The following is a 22,537-nucleotide window of genomic DNA, read 5'->3' as shown; positions in this document are numbered from 1 at the left end:
AGTACGGACCGTGCGATCAGAACGGCAGTTGCGCGTCCGGCTTCTCGGCCAGGATCGCGCGGCGGAACTGCTCCTGGATGCGCGTCATGGCCGCATCGTTGTCGGCCTCGAAGCGCATGACCACTACCGGCGTGGTGTTGGACGGGCGCGCCAGACCAAAGCCGTCTTCGTATTCCACGCGCACGCCGTCGATGCGATTGACTTCCTTTGCGCCCGCAAACGTGGCATTGGCCTTGATCTTGTCGAGCAACGTGAAGGCTTCACCCTCCGCGCACTTCAGTTGCAGCTCGGGCGTGCAGTGCGAGTTCGGCAGTGCGTTGAGCGTGGCGCTCGGGTCCGCCAGGCGCGAGACGATCTCCAGCAGGCGCGCGCCCGTGTACAGGCCATCATCGAAGCCGTACCAGCGGTCCTTGAAGAAGATGTGGCCGCTCATCTCACCGGCCAGCGGCGCACCAGTTTCCTTCAGCTTGGCCTTGACCAGGGAATGGCCGGTCTTCCACATCGTGGCCTTGCCGCCGTGCTCACGAATGAACGGAGCCAGCTTGCCCGTGCACTTCACATCGAAGATGATCTCACCGCCCGGACTGCGAGACAGCACTTCCTGTGCAAACAGCATCAGTTGACGATCGGGGAAGATCACCTGGCCATCCTTGGTGACCACGCCCAGGCGGTCGCCATCGCCGTCGAAGGCGAGGCCAAGTTCGCAATCGGTGGTCTGCAGCGTGTGCACGAGGTCCTGCAGGTTCTCGACATGCGCCGGGTCCGGATGGTGGTTCGGGAAGTGACCATCCACCTCACAGAACAGCTCCGTCACCTCGCAGCCCATCGCGCGGAAGAGCTCCGGCGCAAAGGCACCCGCCACGCCATTGCCACAATCCACGGCAATCTTCATCGGGCGACTCAGCTTGACGTCCGACACGATACGGTCGATGTACTGTTGGCGGATATCCACCTGGACGTAATCGCCGGCACCCTGGGTGAAGTCGCCCTGCTCGATGCGCGTGCGCAGCGCTTGAATCTGTTCACCGTAAATGGCCTGACCTGCCAGCACCATCTTGAAACCGTTGTAGTCGGGCGGATTGTGACTGCCGGTGACCATCACGCCCGAGGTGGCACGACGGCCAGCCAGTTCAATGTTGGTACCGAAATAGACCATTGGCGTGGCAACCAGGCCCAGGTCGATCACGTCGACGCCGCTTGCGCGCAAGCCATCGGCCAGCGCCGCCAGCAGCTCGGGGCCCGACAGACGGCCGTCGCGGCCGATCACCACGGCGGATTCACCCTTGGCGCGTGCCGCCGAGCCAAATGCTTGGCCGATCAGACGTGCGGTTTCGGCATCGACGGTTTTTCCGACAATGCCGCGGATGTCGTAGGCCTTGAAGATGGTGGGGTTGAGTTCAGTCATGGAATTTCTGAGCACATGCAACCGCGATGTGCGGCAAATGTTGTTGCGGGCAGTCTCGGATTCTAACCTTTAAGCCTTTATAATAGCGGGCTGGCTCTTGTGAGCCGTCCGTCTCATCCCGTCGCACGGCCGCTTTTTGGCACATCGGCCTCGCGCGCAACGCTTACCGAAGATCGCATGATTCTGATTACAGGCGGCGCTGGCTTTATTGGCGCCAACTTCATTCTGGATTGGCTGCGCGGCTCCGACGAGCCTGTGGTCAACGTCGACAAGCTCACCTACGCAGGCAATCTCAAGACGCTCGCGTCGCTTGAGGGTGATACCCGGCATACGTTCGTTCGCGCAGACATCTGTGACCGCGAAGCGATGGACGAACTGCTGACCAAATTCAGCCCCCGTGCAGTCGTGCACTTTGCGGCGGAAAGCCATGTAGATCGATCAATCCACGGCCCAGCGGACTTCGTGCAAACGAACGTGTTCGGTACATTCACGTTGCTGGAAGCAGCACGCGCCTACTGGAGCAAGCTGGAAGGTTCAGCGCGCGAAAACTTCCGCTTCCACCACGTTTCCACCGACGAGGTCTACGGCTCGCTGAGCCAGGATGACGCCCCCTTCACGGAAACCACAGCGTACGCCCCCAACAGCCCATATTCCGCATCGAAGGCCGCCTCAGACCATCTGGTTCGAGCCTACTTCCATACCTATGGGCTACCGGTCCTGACGACCAACTGCTCGAACAACTACGGCCCGTATCACTTCCCCGAGAAACTCATCCCGCTAATGATCGCCAATGCGCTGGCCGGCAAGCCTCTGCCAGTGTATGGCGATGGGTTGAATGTGCGCGATTGGCTATATGTCGGTGACCACTGCGCCGCGATACGTCGTGTGCTGGAAGCCGGTCAAGTGGGCGAGGTCTACAACGTCGGCGGATGGAATGAGAAGAGCAATCTTGAAGTTGTCCACACGTTGTGTGACCTGTTAGATGCACTCAAGCCACGCTCGCAGGGCTCATATCGTGAGCAGATCACTTTTGTAAAGGACCGGCCTGGCCACGACCGCCGCTACGCCATTGACGCACGGAAACTGGAACGCGAGTTGAACTGGACGCCCGCCGAAACCTTTGAGACCGGCTTACGCAAGACCGTCGAGTGGTACCTCCAGAATCAGGAGTGGGTGGCGGACGTGATGTCCGGCGCCTATCGAGAGTGGGTCGACGTGAACTACGGCAGCCGCCACTAACCAACCGGATTCCCCATGGCACGCAAAGGCATCATTCTGGCGGGTGGTTCAGGGACACGTCTGTACCCGATCACGCACTCTGTCTCGAAGCAACTGCTTCCTGTGTATGACAAGCCGATGATCTACTACCCCCTCAGCACATTAATGCTGGCGGGTATTCGCGACATCCTTATCATCTCCACACCGCAGGACACGCCACGCTTCTCCGAGATGCTCGGCGATGGCAGTCAGTGGGGGGTGAATCTCCAGTACGCTGTTCAGCCATCGCCGGATGGGCTCGCACAAGCGTTCATCATCGGTAGCGATTTCATCGGGAATGATCCGTCAACCCTGGTGCTTGGTGACAATATCTTCCACGGCCACAGCCTCATCCAGCAGTTAGGCCAAGCAGCCTCCAACCATGTGGGGGCAACGGTTTTCGCCTATCGCGTACACGACCCCGAGCGATACGGTGTTGTGGAATTCGACCAAAACTTCAAGGCGCTCTCGCTGGAGGAGAAGCCCAGCAAGCCGCGCTCGAACTACGCGGTCACTGGACTCTACTTCTATGACAACAATGTCTGCGACGTTGCAAGAGAGGTAAAACCGTCGCCGCGAGGAGAGCTCGAGATCACGGACATCAACCGGCACTATCTGGAAACCAACCAACTGGAAGTTCAGATCATGGGGCGAGGCTATGCGTGGCTGGATACGGGAACGCACGACTCGCTGCTGGAGGCCGCAAGCTTCATCGCCACCCTGCAAAAGCGCCAAGGTCTCATGGTGGCATGTCCGGAAGAAATCGCGTTACGGAAGCACTGGATCACCATTGAAGATTTGGCGCGGATCGCCGCCCCGCTCTCCAAAAGCAGCTACGGTGGATACCTGAAGCAGTTGCTCGCGGAGCCTGGACTCTAAACGTCGCGGCGACATCAGACATTTCGCAAACCAGTAAGCCGTAGACGAAAACTTTGGAACACCGATCGCAGAGAATGACCACGCATCTGCGACACAAGAAGAAATCGTGCAAGTGCCCATCTCTACCTCCGGCATCAGCACCGAGACCCATACAGCGGACCACAATATGACCGATGCCATTCGCCAGGAAACGCCGCCGATTCCCTTCAATAAGCCATATCTGCACGGGAGGGAGCTTGCCTATATCGCGCAAGCTGCGGCTGCCGGAAAGATTGCGGGCGACGGCACTTTCACCAAGCGCTGCCATGAATATTTCCGGCAACGCTACGGCATCCTCAAGCCGCTACTGACCACGTCCTGCACCGATGCCTTGGAGATGGCGGCCATTCTGCTCAACATTGAGCCAGGTGACGAGGTCATTCTGCCGTCATACACGTTCGTCTCCACGGCAAACCCGTTCGTCATGCGTGGCGCTCGGCTCGTGTTCGCAGATAGCTGCTCAGATCACCCCAACATCGATCCAGAGCAGATCGCCACGTTGATCACACCGCGCACGAAAGCGATCGTGGTTGTCCACTACGCAGGTGTTGCCTGTGACATGGGGCGAATCACAGCACTGGCGGAAGCAGCAGGCATTCCCGTTGTTGAGGATGCCGCCCAAGCCATTGACTCGTTCTATCTGGATAAACCGCTCGGTACCATTGGCGCCGTCGGCACGTTCTCGTTTCACGAGACGAAGAATATTATCGCTGGCGAAGGTGGCCTGCTGTCTGTCAACCGCGCAGATTTGGCAGCTCGCGCGGAGATCATCCGAGAAAAGGGCACGAACCGCTCCGCGTTCTTCCGCGGGGAGGTCGACAAATACGGATGGGTCGACATCGGTTCCTCCTTCCTTCCATCGGAGCTTGTGGCTGCATACCTGTTTGCGCAGCTCGAGCAACTTGACACGATTCAAGGTCGCCGTAAAGCTATCTACGAACGTTATCAGGATCAGCTCGCACCAGTGGAAGGACGTGGCTATATCGCGCTACCGCGGATTCCTCAGTGGGCAACAAATAATGCCCACATGGCCTACATCGTGTGCCGAACGCTGGAGGAGCGCACGGAACTCGCGGCTTATCTGAAAGCCCAGGGCATCCATGCAGTGTTTCACTACTTGTCACTGCACGCGAGCCCGTTCTACGCCGCCAAACATGACGGCCGAGCGCTGCCTAACAGCGATCGCTATACCGATTGCCTGCTCCGGCTGCCCCTGTTCTACGAAATGACCGACGCACAGGTCGATCGCGTGTGCGCCGCTATCGGAGCTTTTTTCGCGTGTCAAAGCGCTGGCTAACCGCATTGCTATCCAGCGGTAGGGCTCAGACAGCATGCATGGTTGCTGGGCTCGCGCTCTCAAAACTCAACGTTGTGCAGCTTGGCCCCACCGGCGACGTTAAGTGTGCCACCAAGCGTCGCGAGAACCTGGAGCTGCCGCACGGACTCCTCTACGCTGTCAGCGCGTATTCACTGCAATTCTCAGGCGGATTTCCAGGACTGGTTGCATTTGCCCTGAACATCTCACGCACACTTTTTGGCACGCTTGCGTGCCGGGTCGTATGTTTGTGCATTCGCCAGAATTCTGGCTTACCGGTGAAATGATGAAGCAGCCGATTTTGGTGTGCCTCGACTCCAACTGCTGCATATCGGATGACTAGACTTGCAACATATTAGAGAAACCGCACAGATTCACCAAGCAGTTGGTCCGCGAATGTGAGTTCGCTAGATTCTCAGAAGACGCTCATGCAACAACAGAATCGGACCTCATCGACATTACGGCCATCTCGTGGCCCGCTTCCGCATGCGCTTTATATTGTCGCAGGGATGTTGTTGGCTCTTTTGTTCGCCGCAGCTGACTTTGGACCCGACTCTGACAAAACTGCATACGCACTGTACTTTGATGCGATCGCACACAATCTCGGAATTCCGACGGGCTTCGAGCGAATAGAGCCTGGGTTTTATGGCTTCACCTGGCTAGTTACCCATATTACCGAGTCGACCTATGCATACTTCTGGCTGATCTTCACCTTTCAGTTTTTCGGCCTCACTAGCACGTGGGGAAAGCGCAGCCCTCTGTTCAGAGATGGAGTTTATTCGGCTCTGTTGTGGCTCGCATTTCCGATGTTTTACTCATTGAGTCTAAATGTGCTTCGGCAAGGCATGGCATTGGTGTTCGTTATTTATGCCCTTGATGCAGAACTGACAGGGCGTCGATATCGGCCTTTCGCCCTCATCTGCCTTGGTACATTGTTTCATGCAAGCACCTTGATCTTTGCACCGGCACTACTGATCTTGCGATTGAACTGGAGCTTGCGCACGTTCCTGCTGATCTGGTCGCTGTGCGTAGTTGCCGCCGTTGCTTCGCTTCCGCAGCAGCTGGTAGCCTTGGTTGCAAGCGTAATACCACCCGGCATCAGCGAACAATATCCGTACTATTTTTCATACTTAACCGGGGAATTGGCTGAGACCTACAACACCGGTCTCAAGTGGCACTTTATCGCTTTTAGTGCGCTACCAATTCTGGCATGGGTTGTGGCTCGACAATGCCGGTTTGCGGTCGATCGCAACTGCCTAAGAGTAATCAAGCTGTACCTACTGCTGAATGGGCTCTTCTTCTTCATTGGACATATCCCGTTTAGTGATCGCATAGCGTTGCTGAGCTGGCAACTCATGCCTATCATCGGCCTCGGCTTGACGCCGCAGCGCATCAAGCCGGTGATGGCATCCGTGGCGCTACTAAGCGCGATCACATTGATTTCCTACTTCTCCATACTGTAAATAACCCCCGCCATGCTTCAAATTTCAATTCAGGAAAAATCGTGCGTGCGGCAGTAACGGGGGGCAGTGGCTTCATTGGCCGTGTCTTGATCGACCACCTGCTCATGGCGGGTTGGGACGTCACGGTGCTATCCCGACGTGCGGCCCAAACAATCTCGCCAGGGAAACTCCGTCACGTACAAGGTGATCTTCTTGAGGTCGGCCCTCATTTGGGCGAGTTTCTACGAGGCAGTGATGTCCTGTTTCACTGCGCTGGAGAACTGTACCGTCCCGCAATCATGGAAGCAGTGCACGTTGGTGGGACGCGTAATTTGCTGCAGGCAATCGCAGAGCAAGCGCCCACAGTACGTCCACATTGGGTGCAGTTGAGTAGTGTCGGTGCCTATGGCCCCCCACAGATGGGAGCCGCTGAACCGCGGGTGATCGAGGAGGACACCCCTCCTCACCCAGTCGGTCCCTATGAAACAACCAAAACGCAGGCAGATGAGCTGGTCTTGGCTGCGGATCAAGCTGGTCTCATCACCCAGACCATTGTTCGCCCTGCAAATGTTTTTGGTGAAGCAATGACGAATCAATCGTTACGCGCGCTGCTCCGGATGATTCGCCGGGGGCTGTTTTTCTATATTGGGAAGCCCGGGGCTATCGCCAACTACGTTCACGTCGAGGACGTTGTTGCAGCATTGATCGCATGTGCTCGCTACCCGAATGCGCGCGGTCAGATTTACAACCTATCGAATGACTGCACCTTGGAGACCTTGGCGGAGGGATCAGCTCGAGCCTTTGATGTCAGGCCGCCATCGCTGCGCATACCCGAGAGCGCAATGCGCATGGTCGCGTACATGGGATCTGCACTACCCCGATTTCCGCTAACAAATGAACGCATCAACGCACTAGTCAACCGTACCCGATACCCTTCCGACAAGATTGAGCGCGAGTTGGGTATCAAGGCGACCATTTCCGTCGCATCTCGAGCGTTGTCCATGCTTGACACTCACTAGGATCGCACTCAAATTTGCGATTTTTTTATATTGGTAGAGGAATGCGGTCATGAAGCGACAGCGCGTCTGTGTTATTTCGACGATCGCGACACCCCTGCGAGTCTTTATTGGCCCGCATATCAAGGCATTGGCGGAGCAGTATGACGTTGTGCTTGTATGCGATGGCACGTCAGAAGAGCTCGATACCCTTCTCGGAGAGCATGTGTCATTTGTGGCCTGCCCCATCCGGCGAGACATCGCTCTGTTTGAGGATCTGCGCTGCTTGCTCTGGCTTTGGCGATTCATCCGACGTGAGCACTTCACCGCAGTCCACACAATCATGCCGAAATCTGGCCTGCTTGGAATGCTGGCAGCCAAATTGGGGGCGGTTCCCCATAGGTTCCACTCATTCACCGGCCAAGTCTGGGCGACAAGAACCGGGGGGATGCGGCACGTACTGAAATTGATGGACAAACTTCTTGCTACATGCGCTTCGAGGTTGCTCACCGATAGTCCGTCGCAGATGCACTTCCTCATCGAACAGGGTGTCACCAGCCCGCAGAACATTGAGGTATTGGCACATGGTTCAATTTGCGGCGTGGACACGGCTCGATTCAAGCCCAATATCGAGAAACGGACTGTCATAAGGACTACCATGGGTATCGAGCGCGATGCCACCGTCTTCCTATTTGTCGGCCGGGTCAATGCAGACAAGGGTATTGTCGAGCTACTCGCGGCGTTCAGTACAGTCGCCAACGCGTTGAAGAATGCACACCTCGTGATCGTCGGGCCCGCCGAGGAAGATCTTGAGGTTCCGATCGCGCAGGCCAAACGTGACACGAATGGGCGAGTCCATCGTCTTGGCTTCACGGATCACCCTGAAGACTACATGGCGGCGGCCGATGTCTTCTGCTTACCCTCGCATCGAGAAGGATTCGGGACCGTAATCATTGAAGCCGCCGCCACGGGAATCCCAGCCATTGCCTCGCGCATATACGGCATTTCAGACGCAGTCATAGACGGCTCAACGGGAATGCTCCACCCAGTTGAAGATGTGGAGGCAATGACATCGCTGATGATACGGCTTGCCTCCGATCACGCATTGCGCTCCAGACTCGGGGAAGCAGCACGACAGCGCGCCCATGATTATTTTTCACAGGACATTGTCGTCCGGGCCATGATGAATTTCTATGATCGCCAGGGCGTCTCAGATGTCCTGAACCAGGCTTGAACATCGATGCACGCCACCAAGATACTCGTTACTGGAGCGACAGGATTTGTCGGCAGCAAGCTTTGCCAGCGGCTAGAGCGTGAGGGTATAGCCCATACTCCTGCTGCCCGAACGCCCATGCCCGGTATGGTCAACGTCGGGGAGCTCAATGCACGAACTGACTGGACGGAAGCGCTGCAGGGTGTCACTGCCGTCATCCACCTCGCTGCACGCGTTCATGTGATGAACGAAACCGAGGCCGACCCCTTGGCTGCCTTCTCGCTCGTGAATGTCGACGCGACACTGAATCTAGCCCGGCAAGCTGTTGCTTCTGGCGTCAAGCGGTTGCTCTATGTCAGCTCCGTGAAGGTCAACGGCGAAGCCACATTTGACCGACCCTATACAGCGGCAGACACTCCGGCTCCGGAAGACGCTTACGGACGCTCCAAGCACATGGCGGAGCAAGCATTGTGGGCGCTGGCGAAGGAAAGTGGCTTGGAAATTGTCGTGGTGCGCCCCCCTCTGGTGTACGGCCCCGGAGTCAAGGCAAACTTCAGAAGCCTGATGCAGGCGGTATATCGCCGCATCCCTCTGCCAATCGGATCGGTCAACAATCTGCGTAGCATGGTCGGTGTTGATAATCTGGTGGATCTGCTGCTGACGGCCGCGACTCACCCCAGGGCTGCTGGACACACTTTCTTGGCATCCGATGATCACGACATCGGAACAGCAGACCTAGCACGCGAGCTTGGCCATGCAATGCAACGCCCCGCGATTCTGGTACCTGTGCCAGTGCCCATCTTGAGGGCACTCGGAACACTTACCGGAAGAAGTGGCTTCATCGACAGACTGACAGGTTCGCTACAAGTGGACATCAGTCCTGCCAAGGAAATACTGGGCTGGTCGCCCAAAGTCGGACTGCGGGAGGGTCTCCTGGCCACTGCTGCACATTTCATTTCTTCGAAACATGAACACGCATGAAACGCGTTTTTGACCTCGCCCTTTGCCTTGTTGTGATCGCCATCCTAGGTCTACCAGCCCTTGTTGTGGCGATACTTGTCAAAACCACCTCGGAGGGCCCGATTCTCTATTGGTCTGATCGTGTCGGCCGCCAGAACCGACTCTTCAAGATGCCCAAGTTTCGTTCCATGCGTATTGGAACGCCTGCCGTCGCAACCCACTTGCTGAGTAACCCTGACACATACCTCACCCCAATAGGTGGGTTCCTGCGTAAAAGCAGTTTGGACGAGTTGCCGCAGCTCTGGTCCATCTTGGTTGGCGATATGAGTTTTGTTGGTCCGAGGCCGGCGCTGTTCAATCAGCATGATCTTGTCGGTCTGCGCACAGAGAACAACGTACATCTACTGCGCCCAGGCTTGACTGGATGGGCTCAGGTCAACGGACGCGACGAACTCCCGATTCCAGTCAAAGTGCAGTACGACACCGAATACGCAAGCAAGCAATCCCTCTTTTTTGATCTCAAAATTCTCGCCCTGACCTTCATCAAAGTCGTCAAGCGGGATGGCGTCTCTCACTAGGATCGGTCATATGCTCCACAGAATCGCGAACTGGCCACGGGCCATCAAGCGACCGCTCATCATGGCAGCAGACTTTGTACTGCTACCTCTTGCGCTATGGACGGCAATTGGACTTCGCTTAGACAACTGGCACGCTGCGAGCACCTACAGTCCGTGGATTTTTTTGCTTCCATCCATCATCGCCATCCCAATCTTTGTCCGATTGGGGCTTTACCGCGCAGTCATCCGGTACCTCGGAGATAAGGCAGCGGTCACGATCGTCCTCGCCGTCACACTTTCCGTTCTACTTTTTGTGAGTGTGTACGCCTTCACCGGACTCCCAGCGATTCCGCGTGGAGCACTCGCCATCTATTGGGTACTTGCGGTTTTCTATATCGGCGCAAGCCGTTTTCTCGCGCGCTTTCTACTGCGTCAGTTGGAATCTGCTCCCGAGCAGCGGCGGGTCCTGATCTATGGTGCCGGAAGCGCTGGCCGACAACTGGCGGTCGCGTTGCGCCACGGGCGGGAATATGACCCCGTTGCTTTCGTCGATGACGACATTACCCAGCTTGGCCTCTCCATCGACGGGTTGACCGTCTATCCGAACAAGAATCTTGAGGCACTGATTCGTCGGCTTGACATCTCCGTTGTCGTCCTCGCGATTCCATCGGCCCCCAGAAGCCGCCGTATCGAGATCATCAATCAACTCGTACCAATGCGCGTCCGCGTACAAGCCGTGCCGGGCATCGCCGATCTGGTTGGTGGAGAGGTCAAGCTCACGGACGTTCGCGAGGTCGAAATCGATGAACTGCTGGGCCGAGACGCGGTTCCGCCGGAAGAAAAACTCCTGGCTGCAAACATTCGAGGCAAGGCCGTGATGGTCACCGGGGCCGGAGGATCAATCGGCAGTGAACTCTGTCGACAGATCATCCGCAACAAACCATCGATGTTGCTGCTGTATGAGCTGTCAGAGTTTGCCTTGTACGCGATCGAGCGAGAGTTGCTCCATATCGCTCAAAACCACGCACTGGACCTGAAGATTCTCCCGATTCTCGGCTCTGTCCAAAACAGCGCTCGGCTTGCAAGCGTGATGCGCCGCTACTGCATCCAGACGGTGTATCACGCAGCAGCCTACAAACACGTGCCCCTCGTTGAATTCAACATGATCGAGGGCATCCTGAACAACACGTTCGGCACGCAAGCGACCGCTCTCGCGGCGATCGAGGCTGGCGTGGAAACCTTCGTCCTGATTTCGACGGACAAGGCGGTGCGCCCCACGAATGTCATGGGGGCGAGTAAACGCATGGCGGAGCTCGTACTGCAGTCCCTTGCAAGCGACCCTGGCGTACACACGCGCTTCAGCATGGTCCGGTTTGGCAACGTACTGGGCTCGTCGGGCTCGGTCGTTCCGCTGTTCCGCCAACAGATTGCTCGCGGTGGCCCCATCACCGTGACGCACCCCGAGATCATTCGCTACTTCATGACGATTCCCGAAGCCTCTCAGTTGGTCATTCAAGCTGGAGCACTTGGCGGCCATGGCGAGGTCTTCGTTCTGGACATGGGGGAGCCGGTAAAGATTGTTGATCTGGCCCGACGCATGATCCACCTGAGTGGTTTGTCGGTCAAAGAGCCCGGCGATACCGATGGCCAGGGCGATATCGGCATTGAGTTCAGCGGCCTGCGCCCAGGCGAGAAATTGTACGAGGAGCTGCTGATTGGCGATGATGTCATGGGTACGCCACACCCTCGCATCATGAAAGCACGGGAAAGCCACCTTGATCGTCCTGCGATGGAAGCTGTGCTTGAGCAGCTCAGCGTCGCATGCACGAGCAATGACTTGGAAGCCATCCGGCAAATCCTGCTGAAGAACGTTGCCGGCTTCAAACCCGACCGAGAAATTGTCGACCTGCTTCACGAACCGGATGCAATGATCGACTGATCATTGCCTACGAACGAGACGCTCCATTTCGAAAAGCAGTATCTCGTCCACAACGGATTGCCACGACGGTGGCACGACTTGCAGTATCGACTGCAGCCTCGAACAGTCCAGCACAGCATGTGCTGGGCGTCGTGCGCCAAAGTGAGCAAGACCAACGATCTGGGGGAGGTTTCTCGCCCGATCCCTCGCGTCCGGAACCAAACGAGTCGCTTGGGCGGCGATGTACTCAACCAGCCCTTGGCGCGATACACAGCCGGATGAGCTCGCGTGCAAGATGTCTGTCTCCGGCATGCCGAACCCACCAGGGCTGAGCATGCGTCGTACAGCAACCGCAGCAACGCGAGCAAGCCATGTTGCCGACGTCGGCGCCCCCCATTGCTCGATGATGGGGAACGCCTGTCCGCCAATAAGCTTATCGAGAACAAACTGGATGAAGTTTGGTTTTGTCATTGACATCAGCCAACCCGTGCGGAAGATAAGGTGCTGACATCCCGACTGCCGTATGGCCTCCTCCCCCGCCAGCTTGGTCTTCCCGTACACGGAAAGAGGGCGCGGCCTATGCGCTTCTCGATAGGGTGCATACAGCGAACCAGAGAAAACGTAGTCCGTCGAAAAATGAACCAGCGTACTTCCGATTGACCGTGCGATGTTAGCCAGGATTGCTGGTGCGACAGCATTGACCGCTTCAGCTTCTGCGTATTGTGACTCCGCGCGGTCGACAGCGGTGAAGGCTGCTGCATTGACGATGACATCTGGTCGCCTATCCAGCAAGACGCGACGCATCGCCCCTGAGTCACGTACATCTAAGAACTGCCGGTCAGTTGCGATCAGTTCACCCAATCCGTTCAACTCCGCAATGAGCGCCGTCCCAAGCTGCCCTCGGCATCCTGTCAGAAGAATTCGTTTCATTTGAGCTAGAGCTACTCACCGGCACATCACATTGGTCATCGCCTGTCCAAATTGGCGGCTCGACCGGAACAATTGCATCGTCCAACCCATCATCCAGACATTGTTGCCCATGCACTCACCTAAAGCGTTCTTTCTGCCCAGATTCCCCGACGAGCGCGGAGAAGTCATGGAGGTCTATCACCGTGAGCATTTGCACAATACGATTGGATGCGATCCGACGTTCGTCCAAGACATCATCGCTCGTTCAAACCATCAGGCCTTGCGCGGGTTGCACTACCAACTGACCGAGCCACAAGGCAAGCTGGTTACCGTCATTGAGGGAGGCATTCTAGATGTTGCCGTCGACCTGCGACTGGACTCCGCACAGTTTCTCACTGTGTATCGCTTTCACTTGGAGTCACACGGCAAGTTCAACAGCGTGTGGATTCCGGAGGGCTTCGCACATGGCTATCTCGTCACCTCGACAACCGCCTTGGTACACTACAAGGTGACCCGGCATCGCGATCCGGAGGCCGAGCGCCGAATTCTCTGGAGCGATCCCGCACTAAGAATCGAGTGGCCCGTGCAAACACCAATTTTATCGATCGCAGACCAAAACGCGACGACATTGGAAGTGGCCCTTGAAGAGCTACGTGCATATGCAGTGCCAAAACATCAGTAGATGTCAGCACGACTGCGCCCCCCGATGCCCAAGGGCGAGGATGTTATATTGAATCACCCGGTAAATCAGGCCACTGAGAACCGAAGCTATTCGTTGGATCCCCACATGCATGCCCCTAACCGTCGTGACGAACAGGATACCGTTGCTAGCGGCGCGCTTTCCCCAGCCTGCTTGATACGATTTGTCAGAACACAAGGACTTCGACTACTCGCGGGCGCATTGGTAGGCGCTGCAATCAGCTACGGCATCACCATGACGCTTCCCAAGCAATGGCAAGCCGCTGCAACCCTGCAACTCGGACAAGTCTACGATGGCAGGACAACCGTCCAGCTTGAGCCTCCCATCCGTGCAATTGAGCGACTGCGCTTGCGCAGCCTGCAAGAACAAGCGTTCCATCGCCTTGGACTTGAGCCACGGAGCGATGCTGGCAAGCTCTTTTTCAGCACCGCCAACGCCAAGCTGGTCCGTAGCTCCGACCTCATCGAGATTAGCGCGAACGGCTACTCACCGGAACAGGCTCAACAATTCTCCGAGGCACTTCAGAACGAATTCATTTCGCAGCACTTACGCATGTTCGAACCCGCGTCTAAGAGATTGACCGACAATCTTGCGGAAACCGATCGCCTTATTGCACAGTCAGAAGCTCGCCGCTCCAGGCTGCTCGAAGTGGGAGAGGCCAAAGTCGCAAAGAGCCGGAATGGTGAAACCAGCCCGGACAACCTCTTGATCGCCGAGCTATTGAATAGCAGTGCCGAAGAGATCAGCCGCGCCCGCCGTGATCGAAATGATCTGTTGGAGCAGTTGAATCCCCTGCGAACGTTCAATACGAAGCCACTGGGGGCAGTCATGGTCAGCGAATCGCCCGTCTTTCCGAAGACTGGCATTGCCGTATTTGCGGGGATTTTGCTCGGCGTAGCCGCCGCACTGTTCAGCGCGCTCTGGACGCTGGCACGTGTGCGCCCGCCGGTTGACCAAGCCACATGACACAGTTGGCCCACGCCATCGGCGACCTCCAAGGCTGCTGCTCCCCCCTCCTGTCCCTGCTGGCCAACCTGCCCGCCAACGCCCCCCTGCGCTTCGTCGGCGACCTCATCAACCGCGGCCCTGATTCGCTCGATACGCTGCGGCGCGTGATCACGCTGTGCGAAAGCGGCCGCGCCCGCACGGTCCTCGGTAACCACGACATCCACCTGCTGGCTGTAGCCGCTGGCGTACGCAAGCCGGGCAAGCGCGACACCATCGCCGAGATCCTGGCCGCCCCCGATCACGACCAACTCATCACGTGGCTGCGCCACCAGCCGCTGGCCATCTTCGAGAACGGCTTCCTGATGGTGCACGCCGGCGTATTGCCACAGTGGACAACCGGCGACGTGCTGGAACTGGCTGGCGCCGTGGAGCGCGAGTTGCGCAGCGCACACTGGAAAACCTTCCTGGCAGATGCGTTTGGCAACCATCCGGCCAAATGGAGCGACGATCTCGTCGGTATGGACCGCCTGCGCCTGACCATCAACGCGCTCACTCGCCTACGCTTCTGCACACTTGATGGTGCAATGGAATTCGAGACGACGGACGCCGATGGTGCACCTGACGGCCACATGCCGTGGTTCGACGTGCCGGGGCGACGCACGCGCGGCACGCCGATCGTCTTCGGACACTGGTCCACGCGTGGTCTGGTCATGCGTGACGACCTGATCGGCCTGGATACCGGGTGCGTGTGGGGCGGGAAGCTGTCTGCGGCAAAGCTCTCGCTGGCGCCAGCAGGGCGCGATGTGGTGCAGGTCGCATGCGAGCAGGCGCAGGACCCGCTCGCAGACAAAAAGAAATCGCAGACGGCCTAGCCGGCGCGTTCGATCAACGCCGCGACAGCATCCTGGCTGTGCGCGGCCAATGAACGGCGGTCCATCTCCGGGGCCACGGTGGCTCCCACCAGCACCTCAACCACCAACGGCGGCCCGTTCAGGATCGCGTTGATGGTATCCATCATCGACAGATCGCCGATGTACGCAGGAATAGTCGTCAGCTCACCCGTAGCGGCAATGCGATAGCGCAGTGCCACAGGGCGAATCGGCGCGGCGGCGGTCACCGGCGCCTGAAACAGGTTGGCGTGGAACGGCAGCAATTGCAGCCCGTCTGACGTCGTCCCCTCGGGAAACACACAGACCGCGTCACCGCTGCGCAGCGCGTCGGCAATGGCGTGCATGATGCGGTGCGCGTCGCGCTTGCGAGCGCGTTCGACAAACAGCACGCCCGTCTGCGCACACAGCCAACCAATCACGGGCCAGCCGCGGATCTCCGACTTGGCGACAAAGCGCGGCGGATGCCAGCCATTGATCGCGTAGATGTCGAGCCACGACACGTGATTGGACACCAGCATAGAGCCCGCCAGATCGCGTGCCTCAGCCTGCTCGCCGTGCACGACGAGTGACACGCGAAACAGCGCTAGCAGCTTGCGCGACCAGCGCTGGATCAGCGCCTGCTTGCGTACAGGGCCCACCCACCAGAACAGCAGCGCGCACGTCGCGAGGCCCTCAGCCAAGTGCACAAGCAACCGCAGCTTACGCAGCAGGTGCATGCGCTGCGGCGTACTTACCTCGGTGGGTGCGCCTTCCGCGCGCTGGTCAATGCCCGTCATAGGCAAGGTGGCCGGCAACCAGCGTCGCACGTACACGGCCGGCCATCTCGAAGCCCAGGTACGGCGAGTTCTTGCCCTGGCTGCGCAGACTGCGCGGCTCGAGTTTCCAGATGGCGTCCGGATCGAACACGCAGACATCGGCCATCGCGCCCACTTCCAGCGAGCCAGCCTGCAAACCCAGCACGCGCGCAGGTTCACTGGTGATGCGCGCCAGCGCCTTCGACAGCCCGACCTTGTGCTCAGCGGCCCAGCGCAGCGTCAGCGGCAACAGGGTTTCGAGGCCAGTCGCGCCAGGCGTGGCCTCGGCGAACGGCAGCAGCTTCTCGTCGTCGTCCACGGGCGTGTGGTCCGAGCAGATGGCGTCAATCGTGCCGTCAGCCAGCGCACGCACGATGCCGTCGCGGTCGCGGCCCGAGCGCAGCGGCGGTACGAAGCGCATCTGCGAGTTGAAGTAGCCGATGTCCACGTCGGTCAGCGAGATGTGATGGACGTTCACATCGCACGTGACCGGCAGGCCTTCTGCCTTGGCGTTGCGCACCAGATCGAGACCAGCGGCCGACGACAGGCGGCACAAGTGCACGCGCGCGCCGGTGCTGCGCATCAGTTCGAAGATGGTGTGCAGGCGCACGGTCTCGGCAATCACGGGCACGCCAGAGAGGCCCATGCGCGAAGCCAGCGGGCCGCTTGCCGCCACGCCGCCCTTGCCCAGGTATGGATCTTCAGGACGCAGCCAGACGGTAAAGCCAAAGGTCCGCGCGTACTGCAGCGCGCGCATCAGCACCTGCGTATCAGCCATCGGCGCATCAGTTTGTGAGAAGCCGACGCAACCCGATTCGGTCAGCTCGGCCATCTCGGTCAGCACCGCGCCCTTCAGGCCAACGGTAAGCGCGCCCAGCGGATACACGTGCGCCTGATTCAGGTTGCGCGCGCGGAACTTGAGCATCTCGACCAGGCCGGGCTCATCCAGCACGGGGTCGGTGTCCGGCGGGCACACCAGCGAGGTCACACCACCGGCCATGGCGGCAGCCATTTCCGATTCAAGCGTCGCCTTGTATTCAAAGCCCGGCTCACGCAGACGGGCAGACAGGTCGATGAAGCCCGGGCTGACGATCAGGCCCGTCGCGTCGACCGTCTTGTTGGCGTGGAAATCCGCCGGCGCGTGGCCGACACCGACCACCTTGCCCGCTGCGATATACAGATCCTGTTGCGCGTCGATACCGTTGGCCGGGTCGATCAGGCGGCCGCCTTTGATATGCAGTTTCATCGGTCTTCTTAGTCGTTATTGCCGGCAACAATGCCCATCACGGCCATGCGTACGGCGATGCCAAACGTCACCTGGTTCAGGATCACCGATTGCACGCCGTCGGCCACGGCGGAGTCGATCTCCACGCCGCGGTTCATCGGGCCGGGGTGCATGACGATGGCGTCCGGCTTGGCCAGCGCCAGGCGCTCTTGTGTGAGACCGTACGCCTTGAAGTATTCCTGCGCGGAGGGCAGCAGCGCGCCACTCATGCGCTCGTTCTGCAGGCGCAGCATGATGACCACGTCCACGCCCTTGAGGCCTTCTTCCATGTTGTGGAAGACGCGCACGCCCATGTGCTCCAGACCGCCCGGCAGCAGCGTGCGCGGGCCGATGGCACGCACCTCGGCGCAGCCCAACGTCGTCAGCGCATGGATGTCGGAGCGCGCCACGCGCGAGTGCAGGATGTCACCGACGATCGCCACCGTCAGGTTCGAGAAATCCTTCTTGTAGTGGCGGATGGTGAACATGTCGAGCAGCCCCTGCGTGGGGTGCGCGTGACGGCCATCGCCCGCGTTGATCACGTGCACGTGCGGTGCGACGTGTTCGGCAATCAGGTACGGCGCGCCCGAACTGGCGTGCCGCACAACGAACATGTCCGCTTGCATCGCCGACAGATTGTTGATCGTGTCGAGCAGCGACTCGCCCTTGCTGGTGGACGACGCGTTGATGTTCAGGTTGATCACGTCCGCCGACAACCGCTTGGCCGCGATCTCGAACGTGGTGCGCGTGCGCGTGGAGTTCTCGAAGAACAGGTTGAACACGCTCTTGCCGCGCAGCAGCGGCACCTTCTTCACCTCGCGATCGGAATCCGACACGGAGACGAACTGCTGGGCGGTATCCAGCACGTGCGTGAGGATGTCGCGCGACAGCCCCTCGATCGACAGCAGGTGCTTGAGCTCGCCGTTTTTCGTGAGCTGCGGGTTGGCGAAAGTCTTGGGCATGAGAGACGAAAAGCGACGAAAGCGGTCTACAGAACAGAAGCGATACAGCGCGCGAGGTCAGGCACCCTTGGGCTCGCGCGTGAAGGTGAAGCGCGCAGCTGCGCCCTCGCCGGATTCACTCAACACGAGCGATTCGTTAGCGGGCAGCGTGATTCGCTCACCGATGTAATCCGGGGCGACCGGTAGTTGACGCTCACCGCGGTCGACCAGCACGGCCAGTTCCACCGCAGCCGGGCGGCCGTAGTCGAACAGCTCGTTGATGGCCGCGCGAATGGTACGGCCGCTGGCCAGCACGTCGTCGACCAGCAGGATGCGGCGGTCGTTCACGTCGAACGGCAGCGTGGTCGGCTGGGCCTGGGCGTGCAGGCCTTTCTTGGCGTAATCGTCACGGTGCAGGGCGACGTTGACGACGCCGTATTCCGGCAAGCCCAGGTCATGCGCCAAGCGCTTGGCGATCCAGGCGCCGCCGCTGACGATTCCGGCGACCGACCAGGTGTGGCCCTCGGCCATCCGTGTGCGCAGTTGTGCGACGAGGCTCTGGTACAGCGCCTCGGCATCGATCTGTTGCGATGTCATGCGTGTGATTCGTCGAAGAACTGTTGGAGGATGATGCACGCGGCTTCAGCGTCGAGCACATCGTCGGAGGCACCGGCGTCCTGTGCGGCAATCGAGGAATAACGCTCGTCCACCCAGGTGACCGGCAGGCCATAACGACCGTGCAATTGATTGCCGAAGCGCTTGGCGAGCTTGATCATCGGCTGCTCGTCGCCATCAGGGTGCACCGGCATGCCGACCACGAAGCCGACCGGCTGCCATTCGCTGATCAGCCGCGTGATCTGCTCGAAGCGGAAGTCGACGGAGCGATTGGGAATGGTTTCCAGCGCCCGCGCTGAGCGCGAAATCGTATTGCCCAGCGCCACGCCGATGCGTTTTTCGCCGTAATCGAATGCCAGCAAGGTGCCTTCTGGTGGCACGGAGGCGGTCGCCGGACGCGCCGGCTCAGGCATGCCCTGCCTCGCCCGACAACATGGCGGGATTGATGCCCAGCAGGTTCAGCGCGGCGGCAAACCTCGCCTCGGCAGGCACATTGAAGATGATTTCGGGATCGGCCTGGACGGTCAGCCAGCCATTGCGGCTGAGTTCGTCTTCCAGCTGGCCGGCGCTCCAGCCGGCATACCCGAGGGTCAGGATGAAGCGCTGCGGCCCACCGCCCTGGGCGACGGCTTCCAGCACATCCTTGGAGGTGGTCATTTCCAGCCCGCCCGGCACCGCCAGCGACGACGAATACGCGCCCGTGGCGTCATGCAGCACAAAGCCGCGCTCGGTCTGCACCGGGCCGCCGTAATACACGGGCTGTTCTGCGAGGGGGTGGATTTCGAGCTTGAGGTCGATCTTGTCGAACAGCGTCGCCAAGTCGATGTCGATGGGGCGGTTGATGACGAGCCCGAGCGCGCCGCGCTCGTTGTGCTCGCACATGTACACGACCGCGCCCGAAAAGGTGGAGTCCGCCATGCCGGGCATAGCGATCAGGAACTGATTCGTGAGATTGATAGGTGCGTCCGGCGAGGCCATGCGACTAGTTTACCAAAAGCCCCCGGGCATCGCCCCTTTCATTTGGAGGAGCCTGCTTTGGGGGTAAGGATTTTGTGGTGATTCGCGCACCCAGAGCGTCCTAGCGCTCCGGCGTGGTGTTCAGCGCTTCGATGTCGGCGGCGTCCAGCCAGCGCCAGTCGCCGGGGGCCAGATCGTCGCCCAGCGACAGCCCGCCGATGGCGCTCCGGTGTAGCCCGGTCACATGGTTGCCGGCCGCAGCCACCATGCGTTTCACCTGATGGTATTTGCCCTGTGTGAGCGCCATGCGCAGGTGGTGGGTGTCCACGCGTTCAGCCCAGGCAGCGGTCACGTTTTCATCCTCATCGTCCAGCAGCACGCCGGCGCACAACTGGGCGACCTGCGCGTCGGTCACCGGTTCGGCGGTGGTGATTTCGTACACCTTGGGCACCTGGTGGCGCGGGCTGGTGAGGGTATGGACGAACTGGCCATCATCGGTGAGCAGCAGCAGGCCCGTGGTGTCCTGGTCAAGTCGCCCGACGCACTGCACGCCGCGCTCGCGCAGCGGCACGGGCAGCAGCGTGTACACGCTCGGATGGTGCTTCGGCTTTTGCGAGCACTCCACCCCGGCTGGCTTGTTGATCATCAGGTAGGCGCGGGCGTGGTACGCCCAGCGCTCGCCATCCACATCGAGCACCAGGCCGGCGGTGTCGACCAGCGCGTCGGGGTCTTCCATTTCGACGTCGTTGATGAACACCAGCCCAGCGAGCACGAGGTCCTTGCAGTAGCGGCGCGTGCCGAAGCCCTGGGATTGCAGGATGCGATACAGCGGAAGACGGGCAGAAGAAGCAGTCATGACAACAACGTGAAGAAGAGAATGCGGCGCGGTGTGCCGGGTTTTTGTTATACGCTCGGCCGATCTCCAAACCCAGCCGAGCGCACCCGATGCCACCCACCACCGGAAACTGCCAGCCTTACGACATCGGCGCGCATTTCCAGCGCGGGCTGGTGTGGTTCCGGCGCGATCTGCGGCACTTTGACCACGCGGCGCTGCATTATGCCCTGCGCCACTGCCACGAGGTCTATTGCGTGTTCGTTTTCGACCGCGACATCCTCGACACAGTGCTCGCGCGGGGGCTCAAGGCAGACCGCCGCATCGAGTTCATCCGCGCATCCATCGAGGAACTGCGCACCGCCCTGCGCGAAGCCGGCGGCGACCTCATCGTCGTGCACGACCAACCGCGCCACGCGATTCCCGACATCGCACGCCGGCTCAACGTCGAAGCCGTCTTCGCCAACCACGACGAAGAGCCCGCCGCGCAGGCCCGCGACGAGGCCGTGCGCAAGGTGCTCGCGCAACAGCCCTGCGCATGGTTCGACTTCAAGGATCAGGTGATCTTCGAGCGCGAAGAGATTCTCAACGGGCAAGGCAAGCCGTACGGCGTCTTCACGCCCTACAAGAACGCGTGGCTGGCCGCGCTCAGGCCGTTCGACCTGCGTGCGTATCCGACGCAAGCCCACTTCGGCGCGCTGGCCAAGCCGCCGCACGCGCTCATGCAAGCAACACCGTCGCTGGAAGCCATGGGCTTCGCGCGCTCGAACCTCGCGGAGATCGCCCTGCCGACCGGCATGTCGGGCGGCGAGGCATTGCTCGACGACTTCGAAGACCGCATGGACGACTACCACGCGCGCCGCGATTTCCCGGCAGTGCGTGGGCCCAGCTACCTGTCGACACATCTGCGCTTTGGCACCGTGTCGATCCGCGCGCTGGCCGCGCGCGCGCATGCCGCCATGCTGCGCGGCAGCCGGGGGGCGGCGACGTGGCTGTCAGAGCTGATCTGGCGCGACTTCTATTTCATGATCCTGCACTACCGCCCGGACCTGGCCGATGGCGCCTCATTCCACCCCGAGTTCGACCGCATCCGCTGGGTGGACGGCGAAACCGGCAACGCGCGCTTCGAAGCCTGGAAAGGCGCCCGCACTGGCTACCCGCTGGTGGATGCGGCCATGCTGCAGATCTTCCAGAGCGGCTACATGCACAACCGCCTGCGCATGGTGGCAGCAAGCTTCCTCATCAAGGATCTGGGCATCGACTGGCGGCGCGGCGAGCAGTACTTTGCCGACGTGCTCAACGATTTTGATTTCGCTGCCAACAATGGCGGCTGGCAGTGGGCGGCATCGAGTGGGTGCGATGCGCAGCCGTGGTTCCGCATCTTCAACCCGGTCACGCAATCGGAGAAGTTCGACCCGCAAGGCCGCTTCATCCGCAAGTACCTGCCGCAGCTCGCCGGGCTGCCCGACAAGTTCATCCATGCACCGTGGATGGCGCCAGCCGATGTGTTGAAGGCAGCGGGCGTGGTGCTTGGCGAGACGTACCCACACCCCATCGTCGACCATGCCGGTGCACGTGCTGCCACGCTCGACCGCTATGCCGTCACCAAAGCGCATCGCACATCGGGGGCAGAGGCGGCGGCACTCAGCAGAACCGGCGAGAACGATTGAGGTGCGTACCAAAGACAACGGGCCGGTAGAACACCGG

Annotated in this window: 22 protein-coding genes; 13 read left to right on the top strand and 9 right to left on the bottom strand. The window is 59.8% G+C overall.

Features of this window, described 5'->3' with window-relative positions:
• Positions 1-16: 16 nt before the first annotated feature.
• The gene (locus ACS13N_RS11685; protein ID WP_438931810.1) at positions 17-1,405 is read right to left on the bottom strand and encodes a phosphomannomutase/phosphoglucomutase; all 1,389 of its coding nucleotides are present in this window, start codon (positions 1,403-1,405) and stop codon (positions 17-19) included.
• 177 nt (positions 1,406-1,582) lie between these two features.
• On the opposite strand from ACS13N_RS11685, the gene rfbB reads away from it, so the two are divergent.
• The 9 genes from rfbB (at position 1,583) to ACS13N_RS11640 (ending at position 12,001) form a co-directional block, all read left to right on the top strand.
• Positions 1,583-2,644, top strand: a complete 1,062-nt coding sequence (gene rfbB / locus ACS13N_RS11680) for a dTDP-glucose 4,6-dehydratase (RefSeq protein WP_438931809.1) — start codon at positions 1,583-1,585, stop codon at positions 2,642-2,644.
• Between the two features lie 15 nt (positions 2,645-2,659).
• Entirely contained in the window at positions 2,660-3,541 is an 882-nt protein-coding gene (rfbA, locus tag ACS13N_RS11675) for a glucose-1-phosphate thymidylyltransferase RfbA (RefSeq protein ID WP_438931808.1), read from the top strand.
• Between the two features lie 166 nt (positions 3,542-3,707).
• Positions 3,708-4,877, top strand: coding sequence for a dTDP-4-amino-4,6-dideoxygalactose transaminase (gene rffA / locus ACS13N_RS11670; RefSeq protein WP_438931807.1), 1,170 nt, complete (start codon positions 3,708-3,710; stop codon positions 4,875-4,877).
• A 446-nt stretch (positions 4,878-5,323) separates the two neighbouring features.
• The gene (locus ACS13N_RS11665) at positions 5,324-6,358 is read left to right on the top strand and encodes an EpsG family protein (RefSeq protein WP_438931806.1); all 1,035 of its coding nucleotides are present in this window, start codon (positions 5,324-5,326) and stop codon (positions 6,356-6,358) included.
• 41 nt (positions 6,359-6,399) lie between these two features.
• On the top strand, positions 6,400-7,356 hold the full coding sequence (locus ACS13N_RS11660) for an NAD-dependent epimerase/dehydratase family protein (protein ID WP_438931805.1): 957 nt from the start codon (positions 6,400-6,402) through the stop codon (positions 7,354-7,356).
• Positions 7,357-7,405: 49 nt separating this feature from the next.
• Complete coding sequence (locus tag ACS13N_RS11655) at positions 7,406-8,566, top strand: glycosyltransferase family 4 protein (protein ID WP_438931804.1); 1,161 nt, start codon at positions 7,406-7,408, stop codon at positions 8,564-8,566.
• Positions 8,567-8,572: 6 nt separating this feature from the next.
• Entirely contained in the window at positions 8,573-9,526 is a 954-nt protein-coding gene (locus ACS13N_RS11650; RefSeq protein ID WP_438931803.1) for a UDP-glucose 4-epimerase family protein, read from the top strand.
• Positions 9,523-10,083: a sugar transferase gene (locus ACS13N_RS11645; RefSeq protein WP_438931802.1), complete on the top strand. Its 561-nt coding sequence runs from the start codon at positions 9,523-9,525 to the stop codon at positions 10,081-10,083. The genes ACS13N_RS11650 and ACS13N_RS11645 overlap by 4 nt, the downstream gene beginning before the upstream one ends.
• Positions 10,084-10,144: 61 nt before the next feature.
• On the top strand, positions 10,145-12,001 hold the full coding sequence (locus ACS13N_RS11640; RefSeq protein ID WP_438931801.1) for a polysaccharide biosynthesis protein: 1,857 nt from the start codon (positions 10,145-10,147) through the stop codon (positions 11,999-12,001).
• Here ACS13N_RS11640 and rfbD read toward each other — a convergent pair whose 3' ends face one another.
• The gene (gene rfbD, locus ACS13N_RS11635) at positions 12,002-12,910 is read right to left on the bottom strand and encodes a dTDP-4-dehydrorhamnose reductase (protein WP_438931800.1); all 909 of its coding nucleotides are present in this window, start codon (positions 12,908-12,910) and stop codon (positions 12,002-12,004) included.
• Between the two features lie 109 nt (positions 12,911-13,019).
• Between rfbD and rfbC the strand changes: the two genes are divergently transcribed.
• The 3 genes from rfbC to ACS13N_RS11620 all read left to right on the top strand — a co-directional run bounded on the left by rfbC (position 13,020) and on the right by ACS13N_RS11620 (position 15,409).
• The gene (rfbC, locus tag ACS13N_RS11630) at positions 13,020-13,571 is read left to right on the top strand and encodes a dTDP-4-dehydrorhamnose 3,5-epimerase (RefSeq protein WP_438932840.1); all 552 of its coding nucleotides are present in this window, start codon (positions 13,020-13,022) and stop codon (positions 13,569-13,571) included.
• 105 nt (positions 13,572-13,676) lie between these two features.
• Positions 13,677-14,555 carry a hypothetical protein gene (locus ACS13N_RS11625; RefSeq protein WP_438931799.1) on the top strand — a complete coding sequence of 293 codons (879 nt, stop codon included), beginning with the start codon at positions 13,677-13,679 and terminating at the stop codon, positions 14,553-14,555.
• On the top strand, positions 14,552-15,409 hold the full coding sequence (locus ACS13N_RS11620) for a symmetrical bis(5'-nucleosyl)-tetraphosphatase (RefSeq protein WP_438931798.1): 858 nt from the start codon (positions 14,552-14,554) through the stop codon (positions 15,407-15,409). The genes ACS13N_RS11625 and ACS13N_RS11620 overlap by 4 nt, the downstream gene beginning before the upstream one ends.
• Here the strand turns inward: ACS13N_RS11620 and ACS13N_RS11615 are convergent.
• The 7 genes from ACS13N_RS11615 to ACS13N_RS11585 all read right to left on the bottom strand — a co-directional run bounded on the left by ACS13N_RS11615 (position 15,406) and on the right by ACS13N_RS11585 (position 20,854).
• The gene (locus ACS13N_RS11615; protein WP_438931797.1) at positions 15,406-16,203 is read right to left on the bottom strand and encodes a lysophospholipid acyltransferase family protein; all 798 of its coding nucleotides are present in this window, start codon (positions 16,201-16,203) and stop codon (positions 15,406-15,408) included. The genes ACS13N_RS11620 and ACS13N_RS11615 overlap by 4 nt on opposite strands.
• Positions 16,190-17,467, bottom strand: a complete 1,278-nt coding sequence (locus tag ACS13N_RS11610) for a dihydroorotase (RefSeq protein ID WP_438931796.1) — start codon at positions 17,465-17,467, stop codon at positions 16,190-16,192. Before ACS13N_RS11610 ends, ACS13N_RS11615 begins: the two co-directional genes overlap by 14 nt.
• Before the next feature lie 8 nt (positions 17,468-17,475).
• Complete coding sequence (locus tag ACS13N_RS11605) at positions 17,476-18,447, bottom strand: aspartate carbamoyltransferase catalytic subunit (protein ID WP_027678022.1); 972 nt, start codon at positions 18,445-18,447, stop codon at positions 17,476-17,478.
• A gap of 57 nt (positions 18,448-18,504) precedes the next feature.
• Complete coding sequence (gene pyrR / locus ACS13N_RS11600) at positions 18,505-19,023, bottom strand: bifunctional pyr operon transcriptional regulator/uracil phosphoribosyltransferase PyrR (protein ID WP_438931795.1); 519 nt, start codon at positions 19,021-19,023, stop codon at positions 18,505-18,507.
• Complete coding sequence (gene ruvX / locus ACS13N_RS11595) at positions 19,020-19,454, bottom strand: Holliday junction resolvase RuvX (protein WP_438931794.1); 435 nt, start codon at positions 19,452-19,454, stop codon at positions 19,020-19,022. Before ruvX ends, pyrR begins: the two co-directional genes overlap by 4 nt.
• On the bottom strand, positions 19,447-20,019 hold the full coding sequence (locus tag ACS13N_RS11590; protein ID WP_438931793.1) for a YqgE/AlgH family protein: 573 nt from the start codon (positions 20,017-20,019) through the stop codon (positions 19,447-19,449). Before ACS13N_RS11590 ends, ruvX begins: the two co-directional genes overlap by 8 nt.
• 100 nt (positions 20,020-20,119) lie before the next feature.
• Complete coding sequence (locus ACS13N_RS11585; RefSeq protein WP_438931792.1) at positions 20,120-20,854, bottom strand: 16S rRNA pseudouridine(516) synthase; 735 nt, start codon at positions 20,852-20,854, stop codon at positions 20,120-20,122.
• Between the two features lie 89 nt (positions 20,855-20,943).
• Between ACS13N_RS11585 and ACS13N_RS11580 the strand changes: the two genes are divergently transcribed.
• Complete coding sequence (locus ACS13N_RS11580; RefSeq protein WP_438931791.1) at positions 20,944-22,500, top strand: cryptochrome/photolyase family protein; 1,557 nt, start codon at positions 20,944-20,946, stop codon at positions 22,498-22,500.
• The last annotated feature ends 37 nt before the right edge of the window (positions 22,501-22,537 follow it).

The organism is Ralstonia sp. 24A2 (assembly GCF_051783885.1).
Lineage (GTDB): Bacteria > Pseudomonadota > Gammaproteobacteria > Burkholderiales > Burkholderiaceae > Ralstonia.
This window is presented reverse-complemented; position numbering and strand designations above follow the sequence as displayed.

What these genes read in the sequence shown, in the direction of transcription:
- ACS13N_RS11685 (WP_438931810.1), bottom strand. Translation starts at nt 1,405, where the DNA reads ATGACTGAACTCAACCCCACCATCTTCAAGGCCTACGACATCCGCGGC.
- rfbB (WP_438931809.1), top strand. Translation starts at nt 1,583, where the DNA reads ATGATTCTGATTACAGGCGGCGCTGGCTTTATTGGCGCCAACTTCATT.
- rfbA (WP_438931808.1), top strand. Translation starts at nt 2,660, where the DNA reads ATGGCACGCAAAGGCATCATTCTGGCGGGTGGTTCAGGGACACGTCTG.
- rffA (WP_438931807.1), top strand. Translation starts at nt 3,708, where the DNA reads ATGACCGATGCCATTCGCCAGGAAACGCCGCCGATTCCCTTCAATAAG.
- ACS13N_RS11665 (WP_438931806.1), top strand. Translation starts at nt 5,324, where the DNA reads ATGCAACAACAGAATCGGACCTCATCGACATTACGGCCATCTCGTGGC.
- ACS13N_RS11655 (WP_438931804.1), top strand. Translation starts at nt 7,406, where the DNA reads ATGAAGCGACAGCGCGTCTGTGTTATTTCGACGATCGCGACACCCCTG.
- ACS13N_RS11650 (WP_438931803.1), top strand. Translation starts at nt 8,573, where the DNA reads ATGCACGCCACCAAGATACTCGTTACTGGAGCGACAGGATTTGTCGGC.
- ACS13N_RS11645 (WP_438931802.1), top strand. Translation starts at nt 9,523, where the DNA reads ATGAAACGCGTTTTTGACCTCGCCCTTTGCCTTGTTGTGATCGCCATC.
- ACS13N_RS11640 (WP_438931801.1), top strand. Translation starts at nt 10,145, where the DNA reads ATGGCAGCAGACTTTGTACTGCTACCTCTTGCGCTATGGACGGCAATT.
- rfbD (WP_438931800.1), bottom strand. Translation starts at nt 12,910, where the DNA reads ATGAAACGAATTCTTCTGACAGGATGCCGAGGGCAGCTTGGGACGGCG.
- rfbC (WP_438932840.1), top strand. Translation starts at nt 13,020, where the DNA reads ATGCACTCACCTAAAGCGTTCTTTCTGCCCAGATTCCCCGACGAGCGC.
- ACS13N_RS11625 (WP_438931799.1), top strand. Translation starts at nt 13,677, where the DNA reads ATGCATGCCCCTAACCGTCGTGACGAACAGGATACCGTTGCTAGCGGC.
- ACS13N_RS11620 (WP_438931798.1), top strand. Translation starts at nt 14,552, where the DNA reads ATGACACAGTTGGCCCACGCCATCGGCGACCTCCAAGGCTGCTGCTCC.
- ACS13N_RS11615 (WP_438931797.1), bottom strand. Translation starts at nt 16,203, where the DNA reads ATGACGGGCATTGACCAGCGCGCGGAAGGCGCACCCACCGAGGTAAGT.
- ACS13N_RS11610 (WP_438931796.1), bottom strand. Translation starts at nt 17,467, where the DNA reads ATGAAACTGCATATCAAAGGCGGCCGCCTGATCGACCCGGCCAACGGT.
- ACS13N_RS11605 (WP_027678022.1), bottom strand. Translation starts at nt 18,447, where the DNA reads ATGCCCAAGACTTTCGCCAACCCGCAGCTCACGAAAAACGGCGAGCTC.
- pyrR (WP_438931795.1), bottom strand. Translation starts at nt 19,023, where the DNA reads ATGACATCGCAACAGATCGATGCCGAGGCGCTGTACCAGAGCCTCGTC.
- ruvX (WP_438931794.1), bottom strand. Translation starts at nt 19,454, where the DNA reads ATGCCTGAGCCGGCGCGTCCGGCGACCGCCTCCGTGCCACCAGAAGGC.
- ACS13N_RS11590 (WP_438931793.1), bottom strand. Translation starts at nt 20,019, where the DNA reads ATGGCCTCGCCGGACGCACCTATCAATCTCACGAATCAGTTCCTGATC.
- ACS13N_RS11585 (WP_438931792.1), bottom strand. Translation starts at nt 20,854, where the DNA reads ATGACTGCTTCTTCTGCCCGTCTTCCGCTGTATCGCATCCTGCAATCC.
- ACS13N_RS11580 (WP_438931791.1), top strand. Translation starts at nt 20,944, where the DNA reads ATGCCACCCACCACCGGAAACTGCCAGCCTTACGACATCGGCGCGCAT.